This window comes from Shewanella sp. 1311 (assembly GCF_059338235.1).
Window position 1 is genome coordinate 2,943,954 of record NZ_CM181686.1, and the last position, 26,604, is coordinate 2,970,557.

26 protein-coding genes and 1 riboswitch are annotated in these 26,604 nt (G+C 46.7%); of the genes, 14 read left to right on the forward strand and 12 right to left on the reverse strand.

The annotated features are described in order from the left end of the window. The 7 genes from glnL to ppnP all read right to left on the reverse strand — a co-directional run bounded on the left by glnL (window position 1) and on the right by ppnP (window position 5,950). Window positions 1–1,047: a nitrogen regulation protein NR(II) gene (glnL, locus tag AC5YB3_RS13240; protein WP_311999956.1), complete on the reverse strand. Its 1,047-nt coding sequence runs from the start codon at window positions 1,045–1,047 to the stop codon at window positions 1–3. Window positions 1,048–1,200: 153 nt separating this feature from the next. Beyond that, the gene (locus AC5YB3_RS13245; protein ID WP_432370416.1) at window positions 1,201–1,707 is read right to left on the reverse strand and encodes a DUF4124 domain-containing protein; all 507 of its coding nucleotides are present in this window, start codon (window positions 1,705–1,707) and stop codon (window positions 1,201–1,203) included. A gap of 192 nt (window positions 1,708–1,899) precedes the next feature. Next, window positions 1,900–2,526, reverse strand: a complete 627-nt coding sequence (locus AC5YB3_RS13250; protein WP_432370414.1) for a glutathione S-transferase family protein — start codon at window positions 2,524–2,526, stop codon at window positions 1,900–1,902. Window positions 2,527–2,661: 135 nt separating this feature from the next. Continuing rightward, a complete protein-coding gene (locus AC5YB3_RS13255; protein ID WP_432370413.1) occupies window positions 2,662–3,354 on the reverse strand; it encodes a type 1 glutamine amidotransferase domain-containing protein in 693 nt (230 codons plus the stop codon). Window positions 3,355–3,413: 59 nt separating this feature from the next. Then, a complete protein-coding gene (locus AC5YB3_RS13260) occupies window positions 3,414–4,571 on the reverse strand; it encodes an iron-containing alcohol dehydrogenase (protein WP_494525484.1) in 1,158 nt (385 codons plus the stop codon). Between the two features lie 183 nt (window positions 4,572–4,754). Continuing rightward, window positions 4,755–5,351, reverse strand: coding sequence for a TetR/AcrR family transcriptional regulator (locus tag AC5YB3_RS13265; RefSeq protein ID WP_494525485.1), 597 nt, complete (start codon window positions 5,349–5,351; stop codon window positions 4,755–4,757). A 287-nt stretch (window positions 5,352–5,638) separates the two neighbouring features. After that, window positions 5,639–5,950, reverse strand: a complete 312-nt coding sequence (gene ppnP / locus AC5YB3_RS13270; protein ID WP_006086532.1) for a pyrimidine/purine nucleoside phosphorylase — start codon at window positions 5,948–5,950, stop codon at window positions 5,639–5,641. A gap of 358 nt (window positions 5,951–6,308) precedes the next feature. Between ppnP and AC5YB3_RS13275 the strand changes: the two genes are divergently transcribed. Then, entirely contained in the window at window positions 6,309–8,264 is a 1,956-nt protein-coding gene (locus AC5YB3_RS13275) for a methyl-accepting chemotaxis protein (protein WP_494525486.1), read from the forward strand. A 137-nt stretch (window positions 8,265–8,401) separates the two neighbouring features. Here AC5YB3_RS13275 and ovoA read toward each other — a convergent pair whose 3' ends face one another. Continuing rightward, window positions 8,402–10,516 carry a 5-histidylcysteine sulfoxide synthase gene (gene ovoA / locus AC5YB3_RS13280; RefSeq protein WP_494525487.1) on the reverse strand — a complete coding sequence of 705 codons (2,115 nt, stop codon included), beginning with the start codon at window positions 10,514–10,516 and terminating at the stop codon, window positions 8,402–8,404. Between the two features lie 362 nt (window positions 10,517–10,878). Between ovoA and AC5YB3_RS13285 the strand changes: the two genes are divergently transcribed. Further along, entirely contained in the window at window positions 10,879–11,274 is a 396-nt protein-coding gene (locus tag AC5YB3_RS13285) for a hypothetical protein (protein WP_494525488.1), read from the forward strand. Between the two features lie 40 nt (window positions 11,275–11,314). Here the strand turns inward: AC5YB3_RS13285 and AC5YB3_RS13290 are convergent, their stop codons facing one another. Beyond that, on the reverse strand, window positions 11,315–11,497 hold the full coding sequence (locus AC5YB3_RS13290; RefSeq protein WP_071940509.1) for a hypothetical protein: 183 nt from the start codon (window positions 11,495–11,497) through the stop codon (window positions 11,315–11,317). Window positions 11,498–11,856: 359 nt separating this feature from the next. Here AC5YB3_RS13290 and AC5YB3_RS13295 point away from each other — a divergent pair, with 359 nt between their 5' ends. The 4 genes from AC5YB3_RS13295 to AC5YB3_RS13310 all read left to right on the forward strand — a co-directional run bounded on the left by AC5YB3_RS13295 (window position 11,857) and on the right by AC5YB3_RS13310 (window position 15,977). Then, window positions 11,857–12,708 carry a PfkB family carbohydrate kinase gene (locus AC5YB3_RS13295; protein WP_006079748.1) on the forward strand — a complete coding sequence of 284 codons (852 nt, stop codon included), beginning with the start codon at window positions 11,857–11,859 and terminating at the stop codon, window positions 12,706–12,708. 317 nt (window positions 12,709–13,025) lie between these two features. After that, entirely contained in the window at window positions 13,026–14,486 is a 1,461-nt protein-coding gene (locus tag AC5YB3_RS13300; RefSeq protein WP_012586507.1) for a sensor domain-containing diguanylate cyclase, read from the forward strand. Between the two features lie 135 nt (window positions 14,487–14,621). Further along, a complete protein-coding gene (locus AC5YB3_RS13305; protein WP_494525489.1) occupies window positions 14,622–15,311 on the forward strand; it encodes an MOSC domain-containing protein in 690 nt (229 codons plus the stop codon). Window positions 15,312–15,620: 309 nt separating this feature from the next. Then, on the forward strand, window positions 15,621–15,977 hold the full coding sequence (locus tag AC5YB3_RS13310; RefSeq protein ID WP_006079751.1) for a DUF4870 domain-containing protein: 357 nt from the start codon (window positions 15,621–15,623) through the stop codon (window positions 15,975–15,977). A 76-nt stretch (window positions 15,978–16,053) separates the two neighbouring features. On the opposite strand, the gene AC5YB3_RS13315 is transcribed toward AC5YB3_RS13310, so the two are convergent. Continuing rightward, on the reverse strand, window positions 16,054–17,970 hold the full coding sequence (locus AC5YB3_RS13315) for a methyl-accepting chemotaxis protein (protein ID WP_006086544.1): 1,917 nt from the start codon (window positions 17,968–17,970) through the stop codon (window positions 16,054–16,056). Between the two features lie 348 nt (window positions 17,971–18,318). Continuing rightward, window positions 18,319–19,968, reverse strand: a complete 1,650-nt coding sequence (locus AC5YB3_RS13320; RefSeq protein WP_494525490.1) for an electron transfer flavoprotein-ubiquinone oxidoreductase — start codon at window positions 19,966–19,968, stop codon at window positions 18,319–18,321. A gap of 247 nt (window positions 19,969–20,215) precedes the next feature. Then, window positions 20,216–20,349: riboswitch (molybdenum cofactor riboswitch) on the forward strand. On the opposite strand from AC5YB3_RS13320, the gene moaA reads away from it, so the two are divergent. The 7 genes from moaA to AC5YB3_RS13355 all read left to right on the forward strand — a co-directional run bounded on the left by moaA (window position 20,337) and on the right by AC5YB3_RS13355 (window position 25,378). Beyond that, window positions 20,337–21,317: a GTP 3',8-cyclase MoaA gene (gene moaA, locus AC5YB3_RS13325; RefSeq protein WP_494525491.1), complete on the forward strand. Its 981-nt coding sequence runs from the start codon at window positions 20,337–20,339 to the stop codon at window positions 21,315–21,317. (Overlaps the previous riboswitch by 13 nt.) Before the next feature lie 96 nt (window positions 21,318–21,413). After that, on the forward strand, window positions 21,414–21,890 hold the full coding sequence (gene moaC / locus AC5YB3_RS13330; RefSeq protein WP_006079755.1) for a cyclic pyranopterin monophosphate synthase MoaC: 477 nt from the start codon (window positions 21,414–21,416) through the stop codon (window positions 21,888–21,890). 116 nt (window positions 21,891–22,006) lie between these two features. After that, window positions 22,007–22,258, forward strand: a complete 252-nt coding sequence (moaD, locus tag AC5YB3_RS13335; RefSeq protein ID WP_006079756.1) for a molybdopterin synthase sulfur carrier subunit — start codon at window positions 22,007–22,009, stop codon at window positions 22,256–22,258. Between the two features lies 1 nt (window position 22,259). After that, the gene (gene moaE, locus AC5YB3_RS13340) at window positions 22,260–22,727 is read left to right on the forward strand and encodes a molybdopterin synthase catalytic subunit MoaE (RefSeq protein ID WP_494525492.1); all 468 of its coding nucleotides are present in this window, start codon (window positions 22,260–22,262) and stop codon (window positions 22,725–22,727) included. A 77-nt stretch (window positions 22,728–22,804) separates the two neighbouring features. Next, complete coding sequence (gene modA, locus AC5YB3_RS13345) at window positions 22,805–23,605, forward strand: molybdate ABC transporter substrate-binding protein (protein ID WP_494525493.1); 801 nt, start codon at window positions 22,805–22,807, stop codon at window positions 23,603–23,605. An 8-nt stretch (window positions 23,606–23,613) separates the two neighbouring features. Continuing rightward, window positions 23,614–24,294 (forward strand): molybdate ABC transporter permease subunit, encoded by a 681-nt coding sequence (modB, locus tag AC5YB3_RS13350; protein ID WP_107949675.1) that lies wholly within the window; start codon window positions 23,614–23,616, stop codon window positions 24,292–24,294. Continuing rightward, complete coding sequence (locus AC5YB3_RS13355; protein ID WP_494525494.1) at window positions 24,275–25,378, forward strand: ABC transporter ATP-binding protein; 1,104 nt, start codon at window positions 24,275–24,277, stop codon at window positions 25,376–25,378. Before modB ends, AC5YB3_RS13355 begins: the two co-directional genes overlap by 20 nt. Before the next feature lie 14 nt (window positions 25,379–25,392). Here the strand turns inward: AC5YB3_RS13355 and AC5YB3_RS13360 are convergent, their stop codons facing one another. Then, window positions 25,393–25,554 (reverse strand): hypothetical protein, encoded by a 162-nt coding sequence (locus tag AC5YB3_RS13360; RefSeq protein ID WP_006086557.1) that lies wholly within the window; start codon window positions 25,552–25,554, stop codon window positions 25,393–25,395. 493 nt (window positions 25,555–26,047) lie between these two features. Here AC5YB3_RS13360 and AC5YB3_RS13365 point away from each other — a divergent pair, with 493 nt between their 5' ends. Beyond that, window positions 26,048–26,569, forward strand: a complete 522-nt coding sequence (locus AC5YB3_RS13365) for a hypothetical protein (RefSeq protein WP_006079762.1) — start codon at window positions 26,048–26,050, stop codon at window positions 26,567–26,569. Window positions 26,570–26,604 lie beyond the last annotated feature (35 nt).

The following is a 26,604-nucleotide window of genomic DNA, read 5'->3' on the forward strand; positions in this document are numbered from 1 at the left end:
TTATTTCGCGCCTAAAATCGGTAATGAAATGATGAATTCGGTGTGCCCAGCGCTGGAGAGGCAATCGATTCTTCCCGAGTGTAAACGGGCAATATTATGGGCAATTGAGAGGCCTAAACCTGAACCTTGCTCACGACCTGTCACCATTGGATAAAATAATGTGTCCATTAGCTCGGGCGGTATACCTGGGCCGTTGTCGACAATCGATAGGGTTAACACTAGCTTGTGGCGCTGTGAACCTATGGTGACTTGGTGTTGAGTGCGAGTGCGGATCAAAATCTCGCCGCCCGTATGCTCAAGCGCCTGCACCGCATTTTGTAAAATGTTGAGCACGGCTTGCTGCATTTGGTCTGGGTCCATCTCGATATCGGGAATGGATGGATCGTAATCCCGTTTGAGTTGGATGTTAGCGGGCAGTGCCATTTCAACTAACTTATAGACCTTTTGCACCACTTGATGGATGTTGTGCAGACTGTGCTGCGTCGGCCTTTGGGGGCCGAGCAGGCGATCCACTAAATTACGCAGTCGATCGGCCTGCTCTATGATGAGGGTAGTGAATTCCTTCAGCGCCGGATCATCCAGCTCCCGCGATAACAATTGCGCTGCACCGCGCAGGCCGCCTAAAGGATTTTTGATTTCATGGGCTAAGTTGCGCACTAAAAACTGCGCCGCTTGCTGCTGGGCATCTTGACTCAGTTGCTGATGAATACGTCTTTGTTGGTCGACTTGGCGCAGTTCGAGCAGGCTGAGTTCAGCCTCATCATCGAGTGGAATAAGGGTTAAATCAACGGTATGGTGCTGACCATCGAGCGTGACTAGGGCCGCCGTATTGACCGTTAAACCTTGGCCAGCCTTTACCGCATCCCTCAATAACTGGGCTTCGACACCGAGGATTTGATAATGCTCAGGCAAAGCTTGTTCTACGAGTCTATGGCTGCCAACACCTAATAATTGCTCTGCTGCTGCGTTGGCATAACAAGGCTTAAGATCCTTATCTATGACAAGTACAGCGGTAACTAAATGATTGAGCAGTGTCTCTTTATCCATCGACCGTTCCTAGAAATAGGGTTGCACCACTATGGTGCACCAATCTGGTGCAAGCTGCAACTTGTCTTCATCAAACGGTTTAGTCTGGGGCGGTTAATCTAACTCTATGTATTTAAAGTTCTTATACTAACTCTAACTATATAAATAGCGACATTAACGCTTAGCTGCTTGATGAAGAAATATCTTTCTTGGTGAACTTGATGCAAAGACTTTGCCGTTTTGAGTCAAAGCGTCAACAACTAAGGTATGTTCACCCCGGTCGATGTTTTTGAGTTTGAAGGTACCGCCAATTTGCGGCTGAACGACGGGGGTGCCATCGAGTTTGAGGACCATTAAATACTGGCTTTTTAGCTCAGGGGTGATAGTCGCAACGACGTCGAAATCGCCATTATTATCTCTGACGGTTTCTTCTTCTGCTGGGGAAGTGATATTAACTTTATATTGAATAGATTCAATTGCTTGGTTTGCGTTATTTGAGTCTGTTTTAGGTAGGGGAAGGGCAATTTGATTTAAGGTCTTCTCTTTTAGCTCAACGACTTGGGCATTGGGCTGCGGCTCATCTGAGTAATGGACTTTACCATCTTTATCGACCCATTTATAAACCGTCGCTTGCGCTAACATGCTAAATAGCACTAAGCCGATGAGTGTGAGTGAACGCATGCTAAAGTCCCTGTAGCCTTGAGAGAGAGTTAATCAAGATTAGTCTCTTTTACATCAAAAATCATGGTGTTTGTTATGCGGCGTCGCTACATGGAAGGCGTAAAGCGAGACAGTAAAGGGGAGCTAGAAATCGGACTGGGTTGAACGAGCTGAAGTTCGGGCACACTCATGTACCCGAACTCGAGTTGTAAATTACACGCTTGCGTCGAGTTGTTTCTCGATCTCACTCGCTTTAACCCAAGCGGCATGCTGGGATAATTGAGTGGCATAGCGTTGAATGTGTTCGAATTTTTCGAGGTCGCCAGTGTTAGCCAGTAGCTCAACTACGAAGGACATCATGATATCTGCACCTGTGAGCTTGCCTGCAACCAGATAGGTTTTATCGGCCAACATATCATTGAAGTAGTGGCTTATCTTACTGACTTCTATCGCCGCATAACCTTCAAGGAAGTTGGTTTTGCAGCCGTCCTTTTGCACGAACATGCGCAGCAACAAAGGTAGCATGGCTGAACTTTCGGCAAAGTGTAGCCATTGTAGATAATCGACGTAGTCAGCGCTGTCTCTGGCGGGGGCTAAGGTATCCGCCGCATATTTCTCAATCAGATACTCAGTGATCGCGCCTGACTCGGCAATCACTTGACCGTCCATTTCGATAATGGGTGATTTGCCCAATGGATGAATTTGCTTGAGTTCGGGTGGCGCGAGAAAAGTCTGGCTATCACGCTGATAACTCTTAATTTGATAAGGTTGACCGAGTTCTTCTAGCAACCAGATGATACGTTTAGAGCGTGATTTATTGAGATGGTGCAAGGTGATCATTGGCTTCCCTTTTTGCTGTGAGAGTACATTTTTAGCTATCGCACCATTATGGTGCGAGAGCTATTTCTACCGTATTTAGCACACTCGCGCTTGTCATTATGTACTTCAAGCTGAGTGTGTCGCGTCATTTATCGCTTAGCCTCTGGCGTTCAATTGCACGACTATGGCCTGCGCAACGGCTTCGGATGATCCTGGGTTTTGACCTGTGATCAAATGGCCATCTGCGACAACAAAGCTTGTCCAATCATCACCTTTGACATAAGTGCCGCCGTTTTTCTGAAGCATGTCTTCAACTAAAAATGGCACGACATGAGTGAGTTGCACGGCTTCTTCTTCAGAATTACTGAAACCGGTAACACGCTTGCCGCTGACCAATGGCTTACCATCACTGGTTTTAGGGTGCAGCAGTGCCGCAGGCGCATGACAGACGAGCCCTAGGGGTTTATTCGCTTGATAGAACTGTTCAATCAAGGCGATTGAATGCTTATCTTCGGCAAGATCCCACAGTGGGCCGTGGCCGCCTGGATAGAAAACCGCATCATAATCAGCTGCGTTGATTTCACTTAAGCGAGTGGTATTTGCTAGCAATGCTTGTGCCTCAGGATCTTTACTAAAGCGCGCAGTGGCTTCAGTTTGAAAGTCTGGCTCATCACTTTTTGGATCGAGCGGTGGTTGACCGCCCAATGGGGAGGCTAAAGTAATGTCAAAACCTTTATCTTTAAACTCATAAAAAGGTGAGGCGAATTCTTCGAGCCAAAAGCCGGTTTTTAAACCTGTGTCGCCGAGTTTATCATGTGATGTAAGTACCATTAATATATTCATTTTCATACCTTTACCTAAGTTGCTCACATCAATACGTGTGAGCTTTGGGTTTAGTTCATTTGACGTTATAGGGCTAAGGTCAAAATGTCACGGCTCATTGCTGGGTTAATGTTGCCATGTTCGCCGAGTGCCACCATGCCGTGCAGTTCAAGCTGTTTCACTAGGGTATCAACGTGGCTGGCATCGAGATCATAGGCAGATAAATGTGTCGGTATGCCCATGGCTTCGAAGAAAGCCTTAGTTTTTGCAATAGCGGCATCGATGCGCTCGTCATCGGTACCTGTGTTGATGTGCCACACTCGGTCTGCGTACTGGAGTAACTTTTCGCGCTTAGCCTCTTTGGTACATTGCAGCAGGGCAGGCAATACGATTGCCAATGTACGCGCATGGTCTATGTCGTAAAGCGCAGTCAGTTCATGGCCTATCATGTGGGTTGCCCAATCGTGCGGAACGCCTACGCCAATCGTGCCGTTGAGTGCCATAGTGGCGACCCACATTAAGTTAGCGCGAATGTCGTAGTCTTCGGGTTGAACTAGCACTTGTGGACCAAGCTCAATCAAGGTTTGTAACAGACCTTCGGCAAATCTGTCCTGTACGGCGGCGTTAACTGGGTAAGTGAGGTATTGCTCTGTGATATGCACAAAAGCATCGACTACACCGTTGGCCACTTGGCGTTCTGGCAGGGTGAAGGTTTTCGTCGGATCAAGTATTGAGAATTGTGGATAAACCAAGTCATTACGGAATGGCAGCTTAGCTTGCAGTGATTTGCGGGTTACTACGCTGGCGTTGTTCATTTCTGAACCCGTCGCAGGCAAGGTTAATACTGAGCCAAAAGGCATAGCTTGAGTTACTTTTGCGCCCCAGCTAGTGAGAATGTCCCAAGGTTCACTTTCGAATACTGCTGCAGCGGCAACAAATTTAGTGCCATCTATAACAGAGCCACCACCCACTGCGAGGAGGAAGTCGATCTTCTGTTCGCGCACTTGGGCGACGGCTTTCATTAAGGTTTCATAGGTTGGGTTTGGCTCAATGCCATCGAACTCGACGATGAAACGATTGCCCAATGATTGTTTAACTTCATCTAGCGTGCCGGTTTTTCTGGCGCTGCTGCCGCCAAATAAGATCATCACTTTGGCATCGCTCGGTACTAAAGTATCAATTTCGGCGATAGTGTCTTTACCAAAACGGATGCGGGTTGGGTTGTAATAGTTAAAATTTAGCATGGATGATTTATCCCTTATTACTTTAAGTGAGCTACTTTAAATTAGCTGTGTTAAATGCGCTGCGTTAATTAATCGCTCGTTAAATTAGTAGACCAGTCGTCTAATTCTGGGGCGTGAAAATGTATTCTTTAAAAATCTAGGCTGACTGATATCTGCAAATATCGGTCTTGAATCGGTATTAAGTTAAAGGGCCGTTTTAGGCGTTAAAATAGCTTTAGTCATCACGAGCGCACGTTCGAGTGCCGCGGGGCTGTGGCCTAACTTGTTCATTAAGCTGGCACCTAACCACATGTGATACAACATTTCAGCGGTCGATTGCGGATCTTGCTCGGCGATTGAACTGTCGTTTATGCCAACTTGAACACAAGTGGTTAACCTGTCTATGATGCCGGCGGAACCTTTAAGTAAGGCAACACGCATGGCTTCGGATAAATCGGCCACTTCAGCACTGAGTTTCACGACGAGGCATTTTTGATCTACGCAACCATCAGCTTGTACGTGCAACCATTGTTGCCAGTACTGCATCAAGCGCTGATAGCCTGTCAGTGTCGAGTCATTGAATAATGCGTCTAAATCTAACTGATATTTCTCAAAATAATCAGTTATGAGCGCTTCACCAAATTGTTCTTTGGATTTGAAGTAATGATAAAATGAGCCTTTAGGCACTTCGGCGGCCTGCAGCAGTAGCGATAAGCCGACGCTGGAGAAGCCTTTTCGTACGATCAGCTTATAGCCGATGTCGAGAATGTGCTGGCGAGTGGATTGAGTTTCAATTTTCATGTGGTCTAGGATAAATCAAAATAGACCGGTCGTCTAGTGTTGTTTTTATCGGCGATATCAACACGCCCGATCTAGTCTTCTTTAAGTCGCGAGGTTTAAGCTGTCCTGAGTCTGCTTAACAAAACGGCCAGATTGATAAAAAACCGGACGGATAAAGCATGCAGAGGGTGAAATTGTGGCAAGGAAAAATGGTTCGGTAGGACAAAATACCCACAGTGCTGAGATAAACCGTCACTGTGAGCATTAGATTCATAATTGATATTGAAACTTTTACTCAATCAAGATGATTACAGGTAGCTGCAACAGTACTCTGCAATGGCTGTATTACGAATTTTAAAGCTGACATTTGCAGCAAGCTCAAACTGAGTTCCTTCGCTAAATTCTTGCCAAGTGGTCGTTTCTGGTAGTAACACCTCAAAACGGCCGCTAATCACTTCCATAATTTCGCCTTGTGAAGTCGAGAACTCATACTCTCCAGGCTGTACTACGCCTAAGGTTTGCTTACTACCATCGGCAAAAAATACGCTACGACTGGCAACTTTACCATCAAAGTAAATATTGGCTTTTTTAGATACAGACACTTGCTCGAGTAAACTCATTTTTAATCCTCTATAAATTGGCTTGAGATGAATTTATATGCATATTTAATAAATTTCAATGCGCCATTTGTCGCGTGGATGTGCGTATTGAATATAAGCTGATACTAACGTTCGGTTTATAACGTGTTTTCCACTATATCATTTTGTTTGAAATGGTCGGTATGGCTTGGCTGTCATTTAAAGTTATTAATTATTTTTCTATTTAAAAATAATGAGCTAGCAGCATTTAGGTTAACTTTTGATGAAAATAGTCTGCATCACTTTGTTTAGCTGAGATTCTTCTCCTATAGTTCTAGGGTAGATTTTATTCTGCAAGAAGTGAATGAATGGAATTCGAAGCGCGACAAGGAGTCTCACCATGGGTTTTACTCGTAAAATTCAGCTGATCAGTTTATTGATTGTCCTACTACCCCTCATATTTGCTACTGCGATAGTGACTTACATTGCTCGGGATGAGTTATTTGCCGAGGCTCAGTCTCGTTTAGTGGCAGTTCGCGAGATCAAGCAGCGACAGATTGTCGGTATGTTTCAGGACTTTTCAGATAACTTGCAGGCCGTCAGTGCGGTGATCGCAAGCCAAAAAAGCCTCGATACTATCTCCGACCTTGATGAGACCTTAAAATCGTTAAATAAGTCTTTAGGTTTTTACGATCTGTTCATCATTCGGGATGATGGCACTGTGTTTTACACCGTCGCGAAGGAGTCGGATTTCGGCACCAATCTTCGCACTGGGCCCTACCATGATTCGGGATTAGCGCAGTTATTCAATAAGGCTTTGGGGTCTACTGGTACTGTATTACTGCAAGACTTCTCCGCATACGCTCCTTCAAATGGCCAACCGGCAGCATTTATTGGTCAGTCGATTCAATTCAATCAGCAAAGATTGGTGGTGGCGGCTCAAGTATCAATTGACCGCATCAACCGAGTTATGCAGATCCGCGAAGGTATGGGACAAAGTGGCGAGACCTATTTAATTGGCCCCAATAATCGCATGCGTTCTGATTCTTTTCTTGACCCGAACAATCGCACTGTTACGGCTTCGTTTGCTGGAACGGTTGCCCAGAATGGTGTCGACACACTTGCGGTGAAAGAGGCGCTGGCGGGTAAGACAGGTGTGATGCAAGTGAATGACTACAATCATAATCCAGTGTTATCTGCCTATTCTCCCGTTGTTGAACTTGGCTTACGTTGGGGCTTGATGGCTGAAATTGATGTGAGCGAAATCGCTGCGCCGGCCTATCGAATGCTATTTATCGGCTTATTTGTTTGTGTTGCGGCCTTAGTATTGGCATTCGCTGCCGCTAAGTTAGTCACAGGATTTGTGTTGAAGCCACTCGGCGGTGAGCCTGAGGACATGTGCAATTTGACCAGCATGATCGCCTCTGGCGATCTCACCCATAATCTGCCCCATGTTCAAACAGATAATCATCTGATGAGCTGGTTGGCCCGGATGCAAACAAAGCTCAAAGAAATCATTAGTCAGCTGGTGGGCGTTGGACATGAACTCGAATCCGCCGCTGAACAAAATTCTGCCGCTATGACCCAAGCCGATTGCAGTATTCAGATGCAGGCGAAAGAAACCGATATGTTAGCAACCGCAGTCGAAGAAATGAGTTATGCCGCCGCGGAAATCAGCACTAATACGCTTAAATCCTCCGATGAAGTGTCTGCCTGTACCCATTCGAGTGAAATTCTTTCGCAAAATTTAGCCAGTACACGTAAAAGCTTGAAAGTGACCTTGAGCAGTTTTGCGACCATACATCAACAGGTGGGCAGCCTTGAGGCTGACAGTCAGAAAATCGGTTCGGTATTGGCTGTGATTAATGCGATTGCCGAACAAACGAATTTGCTGTCACTTAATGCGGCGATTGAAGCGGCAAGAGCTGGTGAGCATGGCCGCGGCTTTGCCGTAGTTGCCGATGAGGTGCGCCAGTTAGCGGTTAAGGTTCAGTTGGCGACTCAGGATATTGGCCAAGTGTTAAAAGGCATTCAACAGCAATCTGGCGTGTTGGCGCTGCATAGTGTGACTTGTACTACTGAAGCCTCTAAAACAGCAGAAGATGCCGATGGCATGCAAGCCGCAGTGGATGACATCGCTTTACGTTTGGAAACCTTAAAGGCATTAATGATCCAAACCGCCACCGCCGCGGAGGAGCAAACAACGGTTTCGGCAACGATTGCGCAGGGGATTGCGGGCTTGAGCGTGGCGGCGGAAGAAAATAGCGCGGCGATCAGCCAAGTGGCAGCGAGTACGCGTAGTTTGCTAGGGTTAGCTAATCAGCTTGGTTTAACAACGGCACAGTTTAAGGTGTAGGTATTTGCGCTGTATTTGCCGTGTTCAACTTTAGTTGATGCTGCAAAGATGACTGAGCTGGATGTTACACATCCGCCAGAAATGGATTTCTGGCGGATATTTTTATATAAATTTCAGCAGTTTATTCCATGAGAGCATTAACGCTTACGCCAAATTGTCATTTCTGAGACAGAATGTTGGAATTTGCGTTTAGTCTCGCGGATGACGAAGGGGATTTCCTTCACTGCGACTAGCTCAAATTGGCCGATCAAGGTTTCGGTCAAGCCATCTAAGGTGGTGAAGTTCTCTCCTTTGACTTTAACGCCACCGAGCCATTTATCCTTCGGCGTATAATCCTCAAGCCAAGTGTATGGCGAAGTAATAACAAGGTATCCACCTTGATTAATCCGCTGGGCAATACTGGTTAAAAAGTGCTTAGGATCGTTCAGTCTGTCGATAAGGTTCGAGGCATAAACTAAGTCATAACCTGTATACATTGGCTTTAAATTACAGGCATCACCTTGCATAAAGTTGACTTTTTTCGCCTCAAGCTCATATCCAAGTTTAGCCAGACTCGCACTCTTAAATTCCTGTAAATCGCCTTCGGTACGTATGGTGTAACGTTTTTCACCTTGTTCAGTTAGGGCATAGGCCTGTTGAATAAAGCGTGCCGAAAAGTCGATACCATCAACATGATCAAACACTTTTGCAAGTTCAAAACTCGCTCTACCTACGGAGCAGCCGATATCGAGCGCTTTGGTGGTATGGGTGAGTTGAATTTCACTGAGCGCTTGTTGCACGCCATTGACACAGAAGTTAGCAACCCCGAAATATTCGGCGCCATAGTGGAATTCAAGGTATTGGGAAATTAGTTCATCAGTTTCGTACACATTGACCTCGGCCATTTGGGCGGGATTTTGCGTGGATTCCACATAGCGGAAGCCAGCGTGTTGATAAAAATGTCGACGAAACGCATAGCGTGACGAAGCAATGGCTTCATTACCCGTGGAGATCCACGAGCCACCTTTGATGAGATTATGTTTACCATCAAAGGTTGGGGTAGAAAAATCATCATAGAGTGGATGCACGGCAAAACCGTTAAAGCCGTCGATTGCGGTTTCTGTCCATTGCCAAACATTACCAACAATATCGAAAAAGCCATTATGTTCGAAGCGATTCACTGGGCAAGAAGAGGCGTAATAAGCCAAAGCAATATTGCCCGGCACTTCGTGCCAATCGGGCGCATCGGCGGGCACATTCTCGCGTAAGATGTACCATTCGGCTTCCGTCAGTAGGCGAATGTTGCTTTGATTTTGCTCGGTTTTCCAATTGCAGAAGGCCTTAGCTTCGAGTTGATTCACTTCTACAGGCCAGTTTAATGGCAGCGGGATTTCTTCCGCTAAGTTACGTTGCCACCATTTATCTTGTTTTAAGCGCCAAAAGCGCGGCATTTGAGCTTGGGTGTAAGCGAGCCAAGCTTGGCCTTCTTCATTCCAAAATTGGGGTGAGCGATAGCCGCCAGCTTCGACGAATGCGAGATACTCTTGATTCGAGACTAAGAATTTAGAGGCCTTAAAGTCGACAACATTAAAGATTTTATGGCCGTATTCGTTGTCCCAGCCGTAGGTTTGATCTTGCTCAGTTTTACCTAAGGTCACTTTCTGCCCTTTTACTGCCAGTAAACTGTTGGCTTCGGCGGCGGTGAAGTCTTGGCACGCAGCCCAGAGGCTGTCGGGCGCGACATGTTCCAATGGCAGTTGGCGGATGATCACCGATGAGGTTTCTAAGTGAATTCGCTCATGTTCAATGCCCATCAAAATGATCCAAGCTGGGCTGTCTTGAGTGATCGGCAGCGTTAGAGGCATTTCATCAATCACGCGATTGACGACAGCATTAACTTGTTGGCGATAGCTGCGCACTTCTGCCACGTTCGGCCATGGGTAATGTTGCTCGTTCAGATCGTCCCAAGACATCTCATCGACACCAATGGCAAACATGGATTCGAAGTTATCGTTTACCCGTTCGTCGAGAAATTTGCCGAGTTTGAGTTTGTTGATATAAAAAGTGGCCGTATGGCCAAAATAAAAGATCAACGGATGGCGCAGCGGCTCGGCTTTGAGGTAATAGGCGCTATCTTCTTGGATCAAATCAAACAGTGACTCGTACAGAGCCCATGTCTGATTAAAGTACTGCTTAAGCTCTAGACGCTTTCCTGCCTCAGTTTCACCAATTAGCTTAAGGGTTTGAGGGGGGGGCGTTATGGGCTTATCCATAGGCAAGTCAACTCCGTATTTATCGGCCTGCGGTGCAAGCATGGGAACATGAATCTATCGTGTGTGACTCTATACGCGATTACTGGGCTCAGGATCACTTTGTCAGCTTAATGTGTCGATTTGAGGCAAAGTGTTTTACAAACTAACAGAAACACGAATTGAGTCCAACATCAGCCAATGGCGCTAAAACATTTCAGACATAACCTTTGGAGTTAAGATTATCTTACAAAGGAAGTGAGCACGGCGTTTCGTGTGCCATCCTTTTTAGGATTAAAATTATTTTATCCCTGAAGAGTATTTTCTCTGTCGGGGTTAAGGCAGAATGATCCCGTCCGTAAAATTATTATGCAGGATATAACGGGATGACAATTAACGCATTATGGATACCCGCCTGGTACGAACTTGATCAATCGATCGTAGTGGGTGTGACTGAGGAGTTTGTCTTTCATAAGACTGTCGCAAACGAGGCGTTAACGTTTTACAGCGGTGCAAAGGGGAGTGATGCCGTTAAGGCAGCGGGAACCATTTCGGCCATTAAACATAATGTCTTGGGGGACATTGAAAGTGTCGATGCACAGGGGCTCGATTATACGCTGGTATTGCAAGATGGACGGCGTTTGTTAGTCAATGCTGAGGAAAATCCAGGATTGATTTATGAGTGGGTTGATGACAGTTGGCAGCCGTCAGATATGGTTATCACAGATTGGACGTTGGCAGTACAATTTGCGTTTTTATCACCATTGACGCCAATAAAGTAATTGAAGATTTATGGTTAAGTGACTAAATAGGTAAGTGCAGTTAGCGCTCGGGATCCGACGTTGACTGCACTTTTACTAGTTCTGCAAGTTGTTGGTATTCTTTTTTAATTTCTGTGACATATACATCGTGAAAATCCAGCTCATTAAACTCATCAAGGCAGAGCTGGTAACGGCGTAGCTGCTCAGCTTTTTCTTCAGCGGTATCCCATCTTTCCATTAGCATAGCGTTTGATTCCATTCATAAACTTAATTCCTTATTCACTTCACATATTTTAACGACAGTTATTGCTATTTAACTGAGCTGGTTTGAAGTTTGTTGTATGCATTTATGCCGTTGGGCGTCATGCAATATAGAAATCTATTTTAAACAGAGGGTTGAGCTGAAACAGTTAGTTTTATTGTATGGTGATGGACTTTTTCCTTATCTTATTCGGGACAAATGCTTATACCGGCGTCAGCCATAGCCTGATGGTGCTGCTATCTTGATGATTGGATTGTACCAGTGAGCATTTTGCTCTAGATTGATATTTCTTTGTTTTCATCTTCTGGCCTTGAGTCTTTTTTGCCCTTTGGAGCCGCGTAATGGCGAATATTCTGTTAGTTGCCAATCTCAACTGTGATCGGATTTTACTGCTTGATAAACCTTTAAAAACAGGTGGGCGTTTCCATTATCAAGATGGTGGACAAAGGCTCGGTGGCGGCGGGGCAAATACCGGATTAGGTTTAGTTTGGGCAGGGCATAGCGTCGCATTGGTGAGTCAAGTTGGCCGTGATGACATGGGAGATTGGCTCATTGCAGAAGCCAGCACTCAAGGACTCGATTGCCGTTTAGTGCAGCGCCGAGCCGGTAACACTTGCGAAATGCTACTCGTGATGACGCCAGACGGTGAACGGACGATTATTCGGCCACAAAGACCCATATTTGAGTTATCAGTGCCGCCGAAATGGCAGCCATGGGACGCGCTGTATTTTAATACTTCCGCTGAGGGTTCGGTCAGTTGGGCAAAGACAGCCTTGGAGCATTGTCTTGTGGTCGCGCAATTAGCCAAAGATGACAGGCAGAGACCTTGTCATATTTTGCTGGCTTCCATGAGTGATATCCAAGGGCGTTGTGATGGCGCCTCTTGGGAATATGGCAAAAGCATTGGCGGTGAGGGTCTGCGTTACTTTATTGTCACCGATGGCATCAATGGAGCTAAGGTTTACACGCACGATCAAGTGCAGCATGTCGCTGCTATCCCTGCCACTGTTGTTGATACCACTGGCGCTGGTGATGCCTATGCGGCGGGGCTTATCCATAGTCTATGCACTGGTCAGTCGATTACCGAGGCGATGGCTGAAGGCGCTGTTTGGGCGGCATTTGCGGTGGCAACCGATAGTTCTATTCCGGGTGAGGCACTGAAACAGTATTTAGAGGCGAAGCAAATCGCATGAAAAATCTGCGGATGAGCAGTTTGAGTCATCTTTCTGTCATACGGTCTTGCTAGAGTATGTCTTGTGGCGCATAGCTCTTGTCCCTTAACGTTTTCTTGTGCTTTTCTCCCATTTATTGGTTAGTATGTTTTTTGCCTCGTTTCCCCAACGAGGCATTTTTTTGCTCAAAATAAAGTTATTCCATCGCAGAACATTCATAAAGCTGAAATGTTGTGCGGCCATGGCGCAATTGCGTTAACATTTATTCAACTAAAATAGTTATCGTGACATTAAAATAATAAGCCACTCAAGGTGTTCTGTAGTCTTTGGAGTTGAGAATGGGCAATAACGCTTGGAATGATAAGAATAAATTTATTTGGCTGCTCTCTGTTTTGCTTTTAGTCGCCTTCTTAGTGACCAGTGGTATCAGTTATAAGGTGGCCCATGACTCACTGAGTCAACAAATCGAGAGTAATACCCTCCCGCTCACAAGTGACAATATTTACTCAGAAATTCAACAGGATCTACTGCGACCTATTTTTATTTCATCCTTGATGGCGCAGGATACTTTTGTTCGCGATTGGACATTAAGCCACGAGCAAGAGCCAGAAAAACTGATCCGTTACCTTAAGGAAATCCAAGAGAAATACGATACAGTCACCAGTTTTTTTGTGTCAGAGAAAAGTCGGCATTATTACCACTCCACGGGCATTTTAAAACAAATCCAAGATGTTGAGCCCGATGATGCTTGGTACTTTCGAGTGCGCTCTTTACCCGAATCTGAGCATTATGAGGTCAATATTGATGCTGATACGGCGGACCGCAGTAAAACAACCGTATTCGTAAACTATAAAGTTTTTGATTTTGAAGGCAAATTTATAGGCGTTACCGGTGTGGGTTTGGCGGTTGAAAAGGTTAAGTCCCTCATCGAGCTTTATCAAAAACGTTATAACCGTCGAGTGTTCTTTACCGATCGGCAGGGCAATGTCACTTTGCATGGCGATGAATATGATGGTGCGGATTCGCTGCAAACCAGTCCAGGGCTTGAAAATTTAGCGACGCGTATTTTAACCAGTCCAAGTGCGGCTTTTAGCTACCAGAGAAATGGTAAAACTGTTTATCTCAACAGCCGCCTAGTCCCTGAATTTAAGTGGTACTTGATTGTTGAGCAGGAAGATGCGCCTCAGGAGCGGGAGTTACTGAATACTTTTTGGGGCAACTTGGGCTTAAGCCTAATGGTGACCCTAGGGATTTTATTCATCTCCAACATGACCTTAGGTCGTTATCAGCGCAAATTAGAAGTAATGGCGTCTACCGATAAGCTTACTGGCGCCGCTAACCGTCAGGTATTTGATGAGTACTTTAGGCAGGCGTTAGATAAGGCTAAGTTGGCACAATCGCCGATTTCAATACTCTTGCTGGATATTGACCACTTTAAAAAAGTGAACGACAGCTATGGGCATGGGATTGGTGATCTAGTATTAAAAACCATGACGAATATGCTGCGTGGCGCGCTGCAGCAAGAGGATATCTTATGTCGTTGGGGCGGCGAGGAGTTCTTGATTTTACTTCCGGGGATGGATTTAACCCGAGCGGCAGAACTGGCTGAACAGATCCGTGAGCTTATTTTTCAGCGGGAAATTAAAGTGAATGGATTACATATTTCTATTACTGCCAGTATTGGCGTCGCCGAGCATCAGGCGCAAGAGCCTGCAGAAGATCTGATCAAGCGTGCCGATCTGGCCTTGTATCAGGCTAAGGAAGCCGGTCGAAATCAAGTGGTGTTAAATCATTCATAGATTCAGCCCCGTGCTTATTGGTGGCAAGATGTCGCCTATTTTTATGGGTGATTGAGCGAGTTGATTGTGTTACTGGCGTATCGCGGTTTACACTCTGGCGGTAATGCGAGATGGGTTATGGATTGGGGGTTACAGATGTCAAAGTTGTTGATCAATAAGTTATCTGGATTGTATTTAGGGACGCATCTGCAGGAAATGGCAGGTGTCGCCACAGGTATTGATGGCAAGCACGCCGCTCAACAACTGCTAGTGCATGTCAGCCATGTTGAAGGGGATGCACAGGCCGATCCTAAACACCATGGCGGACTCGATCGCGTGTTACATCATTTTCCCCGCGAGCATTACGGCCAATATCGTCGTTGGGATTTAATTACTCAACTCGAAGATGCGCCCAGCATGGGAGAGAACATCAGTACCGTTGGGCTAAACGAAACCCAAGTTAATATTGGTGATATCTTACAAATTGGCGCCGTAACAGTGCAGGTCACTCAGCCGCGTTCACCTTGCTTTAAGTTGAATCTGCAATTTGGGCACAAAGAATTTGCCCTCGCCATGCAGCAGAGCCAGTTATGTGGTTGGTTTTATCGAGTATTAACGCCTGGGATTATTCAGTTAAACGATAAGATTGAACTGGTTGAGCGCCGTACGGACATTAGTGTCGCAGAGGCTATGGCACTCTATTTTTCGCCAACGTTTAATGCCAGCGGCTATGATCGTTTAGCTTGCTGCGAGGGATTAGCGCAGAGTTGGGTGAATAGCCTACAACGCCGCTTAGCATCACAGACAGTAGAAGATTGGCAAATGCGCTTATATCAATCGTATTAAATATCTGTTCATTCAGCGGGAGTTCAACGCGCTTTAGACAAGGCGAAGGCTTGAAGGCATAGTGGTGCTCTGTCTAAAGCCTTGAACGCAGTATAAAGCGCATTGAAACCCGCCCTTCGGGAGCCTCACAGGCATCCCACTCCCGTGTTGCATTGCCTTAAAAGGGAATAACCATTTCTGCGTCAATGCGCCTTGGATTGAGATGCCTGTGAGGCTCTGAACTGATTAGATATTTAATGTGATTGGTATTATGTGGGCCGAGCGGTAAATAAGTATTTATATCCATAATGATAAAACAGGGATGACCTTATGATTGAACCCGTTACAAAAAGTGATAAAGATTTTGGCTTACTGGTATACGCCTCAAGCTTTGTTGGATACTTAGTGCCGCTGGGCTCGATTCTTGGTCCTTTGATTATCTGGCTGATGAAGCGTGAAGAGTCCGCATTTGTCGATCAATGTGGCCGTAGTTGTTTGAACTTTAAATTGAGCCTGCTGATTTATGTAATCATCAGTGGCGTACTCGCTTTGGTCGGGATAGGTTTCATCTTTTTAGCCATACTCGGCATATTCGATTTGGTGTGCACTGTGCTGGCGATTATTAAAGCCAGTGAGGGTAAGGTATATAAATATCCATTAACGATTAAATTTATTGCTATGGATTGATCGCCTCTTTGAGTTAAAGAAAAACGCCTTAGATGTTTCCATCTAAGGCGTTTTTTTATGGTGTAAGTTTAAGGTTTTACACCTTAAACTTGGCCACTAAGGTATCTAAACGGTGTGACAGTTGATTCAAGGCTAAACTCGCCTGTGCTGCCGCTTGTGCAGTATTGGCTGTACGCTGAGTAATATCGTTGATTTCTGTGACGTTACGGTTGATGTCCTCCACAACTGTGGATTGCTCTTCCGTTGCCGCAGCAACTTGGATGTTCATGTCGCTGATAAGACCAATGCGATCGCTAATACCAATCAACGATTTGCTGGCTTCATCGACGGCCACAACACCCTCGTGGGAGCGGGTACGACTCTGGGCCATCGCATTAACTGCGCGGCTGGCTTCCGATTGCAACTTGTCGATCATGCCTTGCACTTCATTGGTCGATGCTGCTGTGCGTGATGCTAAGTTACGTACTTCATCGGCAACTACAGCAAAACCGCGTCCAGCTTCACCGGCACGTGCCGCTTCAATTGCCGCGTTGAGGGCTAACAAGTTTGTCTGTTCAGAGATAGCGCGGATCACATCTAAAATCCCACCAATGGATTTAGTGTGGGTCGCGAGGGACTCAATCACTTCACCCACTTGGCCAACGTCCTTCGACAATTGGTTAATGGTATCGCGGGCACGGGTTACCACAACTTGGCCACTGCTGGCTTCAGTGTCAGCATCTCTTGCTGCAACCGCTGCTTGGGCAGCATTACTGGCAATTTCGTTAACCGTCGCGCCCATTTCATTAATGGCTGTTACCACCATCATAGTGCGATCTTTCTGCTCGTGGCTGTCTTCTAAGGTTTGCTGTGCCTGATTCGACACATCCTTAGCGGAGAAACCGAGCTGTTCGCTGGTTTGCGCCACTTCGATGACCGAATCTTGGATCTTGCTGATAAAGCTGTTAAATCCCTTAGCGAGTTGCGCAATCTCATCTTCACCATTGACAGGTAAGCGTTGGCGTAAGTCACCTTCACCTTCGCCTATGTCGCGGAACATAGCGGCAACTTGGGCGATTGGACGACTCACAGAACCTGCAACAACGATAGCGAGAACGATAAAGCCCGCTGCAATCAACAGTGTCCAGATTAAGATCTGATAAGCCGCTTCGGTTAATAGCGCAAACACTTCGGCTTCTGGCACTTGTGCCACTAAGTACCAATCCATAGACGCGATATAACTACTGGCAACCAGCATGTTTTCGCCATTGATCTTGGTATTGATCAGATTGAAATCACCGCGGTTTAGTAAGGCGCTTGAGTTCGCATCTTTGTATAAGTTGCTTAGGTTGCTCTTACCAATTTGGCTCGTATCTGGGTGGAGTTTCACTTCTCCCTTGGCATCCACTAAGTAAACAAATCCCGTTTCTTCAATCTTAAACGAGCTCAGCAAGCGCACCATATCATCGAGTGATTTAGCTAGCCCGACTAAGCCGCGACCATTGGGTTGCTGGTAGTTGATGAAGAGTTTGACTTCGCCGTTGGCCTCAGTGAATACGTTCAACATACGTTCTTGGCCACTGTCGCGGTAACCAAAAAACCAGCCATCCTGCGCGGGGGTGAGCACGCGCAAAAATCCATCCTGAGTGTAATAGGCGGCAGTTTGTCTGTCGGCGTAGGAGGCTTGCGCTAGCTTATATTGACGCGTGATGTCTTTCAGTTGGGCAACCACTTGGGTTTCTTGGGCCTGCGGTCTGCCATCTTCGAGCCATTGCAGTAACATGCGGCTGCTGGCTAATTGCTCTGCAGCATTCATTAAAGTGGAGATGTCGAGATCGATCTTATTGCGGATCTGCATCATCAAACTCGGCAGTTCCGAACCTAACATCCGTTGTTGTACGACATTTTTAGCGCTACGTTGGCTTAATACGCCGACGAGTATGGTCGACAGCAGTACTGCAAATGTCACTGTTAGCAGAATTTTCTGCTTAATGGTGAGGTTATTAAATATCATAAATATCAATATGCCTGTGTTGGACTGTTTTGCGTTATCGGTCAACGCACTCTTGTACGGTAAAAGATTATCGGACAGGAATGTGAAAAGTTAACCTTAGTCTAGGCCGAATGCCGAATAAAACAGCTTATATAACATTTATTTGGCCTAACCCGTTGGTCTTGCAGTAGATCTAATTATGTAGAGTATAGATGGAAATGGGATGGTGATTGAAAACGAACTCTTTTTTGTGTGGCAATTGTGGCCAATGTCGTAGATAAGGGCAAGCAAAAAAAGTGAGATATTTGTGTCAAAGGTGAAAAAAAGGCGCTCCACTGAGCGCCGCTATTAACATTTATTGGTGACAAGTTACATATTGGGGTAATTAGGACCACCACCGCCTTCTGGCGTAACCCAAGTGATGTTTTGGCTAGGATCTTTAATGTCGCAGGTTTTGCAGTGAATGCAGTTTTGCGCATTGATCACAAACTTGGACTGACCCGCCTCTTCGACGATTTCATACACACCGGCAGGGCAATAACGTTGTGCTGGCTCATTAAACTGAGTCAGGTTGATGCCCAGTGGAATGCTGCTGTCTTTAAGGCGTAAATGGCAGGGCTGATCTTCTTCATGATAAGTGCTCGACAGATACACTGAAGACAGTTTGTCGAAACTGAGTTTGCCATCGGGTTTTGGGTAATCGATCTTGCTGTAAGCGCTCACGGAGGCCATTTGCGCATAGTCTGGGTGTTCATCACGCAGCGTGATAGGGAACTTTCCGCCAAACCAGTTTTGATCTATGTAATTGAAAGCGCCGCCTAAATAGGTACCAAACTTATGCATCGCAGGGCCAAAGTTGCGCGATTTATGCAGTTCTTCATGCAGCCAGCTTTCTTCGATATGAGTCTGGTAACAGTCGAGGTCTTTACCGCCTTCAACACCCGCCATCATGGCTTTGCCTAAGGTTTCTGCCGCAACGATACCGCTCTTCATCGCAGTGTGAGTGCCTTTGATTTTAGCGAAGTTCAAAGTCCCTGCGTTACAGCCGATGATCAGGCCGCCGGGGAAGCTCATCTTAGGAAGCGAGTTCAAGCCGCCTTTAGTGATAGCACGGGCACCGTAACTGAGACGTTCGCCACCGGTTAAATACTTAGCAATCACAGGATGGGTTTTATAGCGCTGGAATTCGTCAAATGGGCTCAGATGCGGATTCTTGTAGTTCAAATCGATAATGAGGCCGACAGCAATCTGGTTGTCTTCCATGTGATACAGAAAGCCGCCACCCGATGCGCCCTCGGTTAATGGCCAGCCACCAGTGTGCACCACTTTGCCTTGCTCGTGTTGCTCGGCGGGGACTTTCCAAATCTCTTTGAAGCCTAAGCCGTAATGCTGAGGTGTTTTACCATTATCTAAATGGTATTTTTCGATCAGTTGCTTGCCTAAGTGGCCGCGGCAACCCTCTGAGAAAACAGTATATTTAGCGTGCAGCTCCATGCCGGGCATAAAGCTGTCTTTAGGCTCACCATCGGCGCCCACACCCATATCGCCAATCAAAATACCTTTAACGCTGTTATCGACGTTAAATAGCAATTCACTGGCGGCAAAGCCGGGGAATATTTCGACACCCAGTTCTTCGGCGCGATTGGCAAGCCAGCGGGATAGATTACCGACACTGATAATAAAATTGCCGTCGTTATGCATGGTTTTTGGCACAAAGGCATTAGGCATCACTCGGCCGTCTGTGGCGGAGCTGAGCAGGTAGATTTCGTCGTGGGTGACAGCGGTTTTCACTGGGGCGTCTTTCTCACGCCAGTCGCTGAACAGCTCGTCTAGCACTTTTGGCTCGAACACTGCGCCTGACAGAATATGCGCGCCCACTTCTGAGCCTTTTTCGACCACACAGACGGTAATTTCTTTACCTGAATCCTGTGATATTTGCATTAATCGACACGCGGTGGCCAAGCCTGCTGGACCTGCGCCGACGATAACAACATCGAATTCCATTGATTCGCGTTCCATCAGTTCACCTCTTCCTTCACGTTTCCCCGATTTTTATCGAGTGTTGTAGTTTGTAAACGGGCGTTTTATTGCTTGTACCACCTTACCTGAAAATAAGATAAGGTCACAGTGGATTAAGCGGCTGTTTAGTCTAATTCAGTACAAATCTTTAGGTGAGGACTGTCACAGATTATTCACGCTAGCGTGATCTAGGTTAATAAATACCTGTTTAGGGGTATAGCTAGTGAGTACTTTCGGCCTATAATCACCGGTGACGGTTCTCCGAGCTTGCCTACCTAAGTCGAAAGATATGGAGGTGTAGCCGTGGTAATAATGCCACCGGGGTGGGATAAGAAATGCTCTCACCTCCCACACTTGGAAAGGTGATCATGTCTCAATTACAAGACAGCTTTGGTCGAAAATTTCACTATTTGCGGATGTCAGTCACTGACGTTTGTAACTTCAAATGCAGTTATTGCCTCCCCGACGGTTATCATCCTGACGGCAAGCCAAAATTCTTATCTCTCAATGAGATAGAAAACTTAGTCTCTGCATTTAGCCAAGTCGGCACCCAAAAAATCCGCATTACAGGCGGTGAACCCACCCTGCGTAAAGACTTTACCGACATCATCCGCGTCGTCGCCGATAACCCGCGCATTCACACCATAGCGACAACCACTAATGGCTATAGACTCGAAAAGCATGCCAAAGAATGGTTCGATGCGGGCTTGCGCCGTATCAATGTGTCTGTGGATAGTTTAGATCCCAAAATGTTTTACCAAATCACCGGCGAGAATAAATTCGACGAAGTGATGCGGGGGATCGATGCTGCCTTGTCGGCGGGTTTTGAGCGCGTAAAAATCAATGCTGTCCTGCTTAAAGGCCTAAACGATAAAGATTTACCGCGCTTTTTGCATTGGATTAAAAACACGCCAATCGATTTACGTTTCATCGAGTTAATGGAAACGGGTTTAGGCCGTGAGTATTTTGAAGCACATCATTTAGCGGGCGCTGACATTAAAGCGCAGTTACTGGCGGATGGTTGGCAATTAGATACGCCAAGCGCCGATGATGGTCCAGCGCAAAACTTTAGCCGCAGTGATTATCAGGGCCGTATCGGTTTAATCATGCCTTACGCCAATAATTTTTGTGCTACCTGTAACCGTTTACGGGTATCTGCTAAGGGTAAGTTGCACTTGTGCCTCTTTACCGAATCCGGTGTCGATTTACGTGATCTGCTACAGCATTCCAGTCAACAAGCGGAATTGATTGAGCGTTTGCACGGTCAATTAGCCCAGAAGAAAGAAACCCATTATTTGCATCAAGGCATCACAGGTGTCACTCAGCATCTTGCCTCTATTGGCGGCTAGACCAGGTTTTAGGTCTGTTGCCATAGCCAATTTAGCGCGAGTATAAGCACAATTTCCCTTGTACCTTGTTTTGACCTCAATTAAAGGATCGCTCCAATGAGCAATGTATTTACCCATATTAATGCCGATGGCAACGCCCATATGGTCGATGTCACCGAAAAAGCCGTTACCGAGCGCGAAGCCCGTGCCGAAGCGTTTATCGAGATGGCGAGCACGACACTTGAGATGATCATGAGTGGCAGCCACCACAAGGGTGATGTGTTTGCCACTGCACGTATTGCTGGCATTCAAGCCGCTAAAAAAACCTCAGATCTTATCCCTTTATGCCATCCACTGATGCTGACTAAAGTTGAAGTCGATTTAGAGGCGCAGCCCGAACATAACCGCGTGCGTATCACTAGCCTGTGCAAATTGTCCGGCAAAACAGGTGTTGAGATGGAAGCCTTAACTGCGGCCTCAGTGGCGGCATTAACTATCTACGATATGTGCAAAGCCGTGCAAAAAGATATGGTGATCTCCCAAGTCCGTTTGCTAGAAAAACGCGGCGGCAAGTCGGGACATTTTAAGGTTTAGCCTGACAGAATAGGCTTTAGCCACTCGGCAGATTAGCAAGTGAGCGAAGCTGTCCAAGCTGAAGTCTGACGCGCTATTTGTGAGTCAGTTTAGCGGATCAAAAACGAGAGAAAATTATGATTAACGTGTTGTTTTTTGCTCAAGTTCGAGAATTATTGGGCACTGCTAAATTAAGCCTAGAGGCGAGCGAGCAGACACAAACCGCCGAAGCGTTACGTGCGACGCTGGCGGCTACCGACGATAAATGGGCAAAAGTATTAACCTCAGACAAATTGCTGGTGGCGGTAAATCAGACCATCAGTCAATGGGATACGCCTGTAAACGATGGTGATGAAGTCGCCTTTTTCCCACCCGTTACCGGAGGTTAATATGCGCTTATTACCCGCAGTTCGAGTGCAAGAAGTCGATTTTAGTGTGACCGACGAATATCGGCAGTTGGCTCAAGATGATAGCGATGGTGCCGTAGTCACTTTTGTCGGTAAAGTGCGTGATTTTAATGATGGCGCCGCCGTGACAGACTTAACCTTAGAGCACTATCCGGGCATGACCGAAGCCGTGCTAGAACAAATCGTTGTCGAGGCGCACAGTCGCTGGCCACTGAACAAGGTCACTGTGATTCACCGCGTGGGCACTATGGCCTTAGGTGAGCAAATTGTGTTTATCGGCGTAACCAGCGCCCATCGCAAAGCCGCCTTCGCGGCCTGTGAATTCTTAATCGACTTCCTAAAAACCAAGGCGCCATTCTGGAAATTAGAAGCGGGTGAGCAAGGTAAAAGCTGGGTTGAGGCGAAAGATGCCGATGAACAAGCTGCCAAATTGTGGCAACACAAAGACTAGTTGCAGCAAAAATACGCGCAGTGGCAACGCAGCTTGCTAGCTCAAGATAAACGCGAACACGGCACTGAGGTGACCCAATGCAGAGTTTGACCCGTTTCTTCCACTCCCTAGGTTTTGCATTACTGTTTTGCTTAGCCGTCGTACCATCGACCAGTCGCGCAGCGGATAATGCGCCGATTCCTGCCATCGCCGCGGCGGCTAATATCAAGTTTGCCTTGGATGACATTGTTAAAAACTTCACCGCAGAAACGGGTCTCAAAGTACGGGTCTCTTATGGTTCATCGGGAAATTTTGTCGCGCAAATTCAACACGGTGCGCCGTTTGAAATGCTGCTGAGCGCCGATGAGCGTTATATTGACGAGCTGAACAAAGTCGGTTTTACCCAAGGCGAGGGCGTGCAGTATGCTGTTGGCCGTTTAGCCTTAGTCGCCCCAAAAAATTCGCCGCTCGCACTAGATATCGAACTCAATGGCCTAAAAGCATTATTGGCAGCGGGCCAGCTAGAGCGCTTTGCGATCGCCAATCCTGACCATGCTCCCTACGGCGAACGCGCCCGTGAGTTATTGAAAAAACTCGGGTTATGGGATGAGCTGCAAACTAAGTTGATCTTAGGCGAAAATGCCTCCCAAGCGGCGCAGTTTGCGATCAGCGGCTCGACTCAAGGCGGCATTATTCCTTTATCACTGGCGATTGCGCCGCAGTTTCAGGCTCTCGGTCATTATTTAGCTCTGCCCTCAGATCTCCATGGTCCGCTGAATCAACGTATGGCGTTAATGCCTAAGGCGAGCTCAACCGCCGAGCGTTTCTACCAATATCTACAGTCAGACGCCGCCCGCGCCGTATTCACTCAATACGGTTTTGGTTTGCCAGTAAGTTAAGGATTCCAATGGATTGGCAGGCGCTGTGGTTATCGGTCAAACTCAGCAGCATCACAGTATTGGTGCTGATCCCCCTTGCGATACTCGCGGGGCGAGCTTTGGCCTACCGCCAATTTGTCGGTAAATCTTGGGTCGAGGCACTCATCATGGTGCCTTTAGTGTTACCGCCGACCGTGATTGGCTATTACTTGCTGGTGGGGCTCGGTAGTCAGAGTTGGCTCGGACGATGGATAGAGCAACTAACTGGCCAGCAGCTCGTGTTTCATTTTTCAGGTCTGGTTATCGCTTCCGTGTTCGTCAATATCCCCTTCGCGGTGCAGCCGATCCAGCGGGCCTTTGAAGCAGTGCCGAATGATGTCCGCGATGCCGCAGCTTGTTGCGGTATGAGTCGACTTAAAATATTGCTTAAAATTGAATTGCCTATGGTGTGGCCGGGTGTGCTAACCGCGCTGGTGTTGTGTTTCTCCCATGTGCTCGGCGAGTTTGGCGTCGTGTTGATGATGGGCGGCAATATCGCTGGCGAGACTAAGACGATTTCGATTTCTATCTACGACAGTGTGCAAGCCTTCGATTTTAATGCCGCAGGCACTATGTCATTAGTGTTATTGCTATTTGCGGTAACGGCTTTGGCGCTCACTACCAGTTTATCACGGCGTTTAGGAGGTCAGCGTGGCGCAAATCATCGCTGATCTGCAGTGTCAGATCCAAAACCATAAACACATTAAACTCAACGCTGATTTTCGCTGCAAGGCTGGCGAAGTGCTCGCTGTGGTGGGGCCGTCTGGCGGTGGCAAAACGACCTTACTACGGATGATCGCTGGGTTGAATCATCCCGATACGGGCCAAATCCATTTTGGCGAACGGCCTTGGTTTGATGATAAAGCGCGCATCGCCTTAAGCCCGCAGCAACGCCATATCGGTTATATGCCGCAGCATTTTGGCTTATTTCCGAATCTCACTGCCTTAGAGAATGTAGTCGCTGGACTTGACCATATCCCTAAATCGGAGCGCATTGTACGCGCTAAAGATTGGCTTGAGCGAGTCAACCTACAAGGCCTACCCGATAGATTGCCGGCGCATTTATCTGGCGGTCAGCGTCAGCGGGTTGCGCTTGCCCGTGCACTTGCCCGCGAACCTTCAGTGTTATTACTCGATGAGCCTTTTTCGGCAGTAGACAGGGAAACCCGCGAGCGTTTATATCTCGAACTGGCGCGCCTCAAGGAGCAGTTACTCTGCCCAGTGATCATGGTTACCCATGACTTAAATGAAGCTTTGTTGCTGGCTGATTCGATGATTTTGATCAGCCAAGGGAAGATGCTACAGCAGGGCGCACCTTTCGAAGTGTTGTCCCGGCCGCGCAATGAAGCTGTGGCGCGGCAGATGGGGCTAAGGAATATTTTCGACGGTGAAGTAGTGTTTCAAGACAGCACAAAAGACCTCACTTGGCTTAAGTTTGGCGAGCAGTTGATTGCCTGTGACTATGGCAAAGATCGCCCTGTGGGAAGTCGAGTTCGTTGGGTTATCCCCAACCAAGGTATTCGGTTTAATTCGATTTCCAAAGGGCGTTTATGCCGCAGCTTTAATAAGTTAGATGTCACGATCGACGCTATGCTTGTGATGGGGGAATCGGTCCGGCTTATTTGCTATGTCACAGGTACTCAGTTACAACTTAACACTGAAGTCTCGCTGCACCTCGCCCAAAAGCTTGCACTCACAAAAGGAATGCAAACCACAGTGGCACTCAAATCCGAACAAATTCATATTTTGGAATAATGTGATCTCGCACTCTAATAACGTTTTTTACCCAGCAATCCAATCCAAAATGTTCCTTCCAACAGCATGCCTAAGATGATAAATGCCACGGCGCTTGTGGCGCTGCCATAGGCGTAGGCGCTTAATGCTGCAACGAGTAGCAAGCTCAAGCTTATCCATCGTGTGACTGGTTTCATACTCGCTCCGATTAAAAAATGCCATTACTTGACGCTTGGTTATCAGACTGACTTTAGTTGAGTGCGGTCTATTTGCCAATCGTACTTTTTGACGACACAGATGCACTAAAATACCCGCTCAAATTCAATCAGCTTGATTTTAAATGGCTAAATTATGGTTTTTCACTGGAAATGTCATGCTTCAAAATCCCCCAGATGATCAAAGCTTAATCTTGTTTCCATCGGTGTTTCAGCTGGTATTAGGTAGACTTAACACATTAGCCACAAAATGATTGAGTGTTTGGCTTAAAAGCTAATAACTTAGGTGATGTTGAAAGGGAGTTTTCGTTCCATTTATGACCAAACCTGAGTTAAGGCTAACGCAGTGTATGCTATATCCAGTGGTAGATTATGGGAGATTGGCTTGGAATCGCGCACAGGGACAATAGGTCCCATCGACTTCTAACTGATTGTCTCATAAGATACAAACTTAGCTGATTTATATGGAGGAGCCATGAGACTATGGTTGCTAGGATTCATGTTGGTATCTGGCGTCGCAACTGCGGCTCAGAGCATGTATTCGATGTTTGCGGGCGGAGACTATGTACCGCCGCTGAGCGTTATGCAGCAGATCGAAAAAGGGTTCTCCGGCGTGATTGCCGAATTTAATATGGAAGAGCAAGAGGGTGAATTAGTCTACCAATTTGAGTTGATTAATCCCTTGGCCAATTCTATAACGCGGTTTGAATATCGTGCCCGCGATGGTAAGTTGCTGAAACAAAAGGCGAGTAAAGTGAGCGCGGATGATCTCGGTGAGGTTGAGGCGACACGTTTGATTGCGGCAAAAGATCAAACATTTTCAGGCCTAATCGCTAAGGCCACTAAAGATCACAAAGCCTTCTTAACCGAGGCAAAGTTAGATCACGACTTAGGTATCAGTTATTTAGAGCTTAAGCTGCTAGACGATACGGGTAAGTTTAAATTGGCTTTTGATGTCGAAAATTTACGCCCGTTACCTTTACTCAAGTGGGATTGAAACATCTAAGTCAATCGAGTGCTCAAACGAGTATT

Coding starts and splice junctions, on each gene's coding strand:
- AC5YB3_RS13250 (WP_432370414.1), bottom strand. CDS start 2,526: ATGATCACCTTGCACCATCTCAATAAATCACGCTCTAAACGTATCATC.
- AC5YB3_RS13265 (WP_494525485.1), bottom strand. CDS start 5,351: ATGAAAATTGAAACTCAATCCACTCGCCAGCACATTCTCGACATCGGC.
- AC5YB3_RS13365 (WP_006079762.1), top strand. CDS start 26,048: ATGAGACTATGGTTGCTAGGATTCATGTTGGTATCTGGCGTCGCAACT.
- AC5YB3_RS13295 (WP_006079748.1), top strand. CDS start 11,857: ATGGCGAATATTCTGTTAGTTGCCAATCTCAACTGTGATCGGATTTTA.
- modA (WP_494525493.1), top strand. CDS start 22,805: ATGCAGAGTTTGACCCGTTTCTTCCACTCCCTAGGTTTTGCATTACTG.
- moaE (WP_494525492.1), top strand. CDS start 22,260: ATGCGCTTATTACCCGCAGTTCGAGTGCAAGAAGTCGATTTTAGTGTG.
- AC5YB3_RS13255 (WP_432370413.1), bottom strand. CDS start 3,354: ATGAAAATGAATATATTAATGGTACTTACATCACATGATAAACTCGGC.
- moaD (WP_006079756.1), top strand. CDS start 22,007: ATGATTAACGTGTTGTTTTTTGCTCAAGTTCGAGAATTATTGGGCACT.
- AC5YB3_RS13320 (WP_494525490.1), bottom strand. CDS start 19,968: ATGGAACGCGAATCAATGGAATTCGATGTTGTTATCGTCGGCGCAGGT.
- AC5YB3_RS13300 (WP_012586507.1), top strand. CDS start 13,026: ATGGGCAATAACGCTTGGAATGATAAGAATAAATTTATTTGGCTGCTC.
- AC5YB3_RS13260 (WP_494525484.1), bottom strand. CDS start 4,571: ATGCTAAATTTTAACTATTACAACCCAACCCGCATCCGTTTTGGTAAA.
- AC5YB3_RS13360 (WP_006086557.1), bottom strand. CDS start 25,554: ATGAAACCAGTCACACGATGGATAAGCTTGAGCTTGCTACTCGTTGCA.
- moaA (WP_494525491.1), top strand. CDS start 20,337: ATGTCTCAATTACAAGACAGCTTTGGTCGAAAATTTCACTATTTGCGG.
- ppnP (WP_006086532.1), bottom strand. CDS start 5,950: ATGAGTTTACTCGAGCAAGTGTCTGTATCTAAAAAAGCCAATATTTAC.
- AC5YB3_RS13275 (WP_494525486.1), top strand. CDS start 6,309: ATGGGTTTTACTCGTAAAATTCAGCTGATCAGTTTATTGATTGTCCTA.
- ovoA (WP_494525487.1), bottom strand. CDS start 10,516: ATGGATAAGCCCATAACGCCCCCCCCTCAAACCCTTAAGCTAATTGGT.
- AC5YB3_RS13310 (WP_006079751.1), top strand. CDS start 15,621: ATGATTGAACCCGTTACAAAAAGTGATAAAGATTTTGGCTTACTGGTA.
- AC5YB3_RS13305 (WP_494525489.1), top strand. CDS start 14,622: ATGTCAAAGTTGTTGATCAATAAGTTATCTGGATTGTATTTAGGGACG.
- AC5YB3_RS13290 (WP_071940509.1), bottom strand. CDS start 11,497: ATGCTAATGGAAAGATGGGATACCGCTGAAGAAAAAGCTGAGCAGCTA.
- AC5YB3_RS13245 (WP_432370416.1), bottom strand. CDS start 1,707: ATGCGTTCACTCACACTCATCGGCTTAGTGCTATTTAGCATGTTAGCG.
- glnL (WP_311999956.1), bottom strand. CDS start 1,047: ATGGATAAAGAGACACTGCTCAATCATTTAGTTACCGCTGTACTTGTC.
- AC5YB3_RS13285 (WP_494525488.1), top strand. CDS start 10,879: ATGACAATTAACGCATTATGGATACCCGCCTGGTACGAACTTGATCAA.
- AC5YB3_RS13315 (WP_006086544.1), bottom strand. CDS start 17,970: ATGATATTTAATAACCTCACCATTAAGCAGAAAATTCTGCTAACAGTG.
- moaC (WP_006079755.1), top strand. CDS start 21,414: ATGAGCAATGTATTTACCCATATTAATGCCGATGGCAACGCCCATATG.
- modB (WP_107949675.1), top strand. CDS start 23,614: ATGGATTGGCAGGCGCTGTGGTTATCGGTCAAACTCAGCAGCATCACA.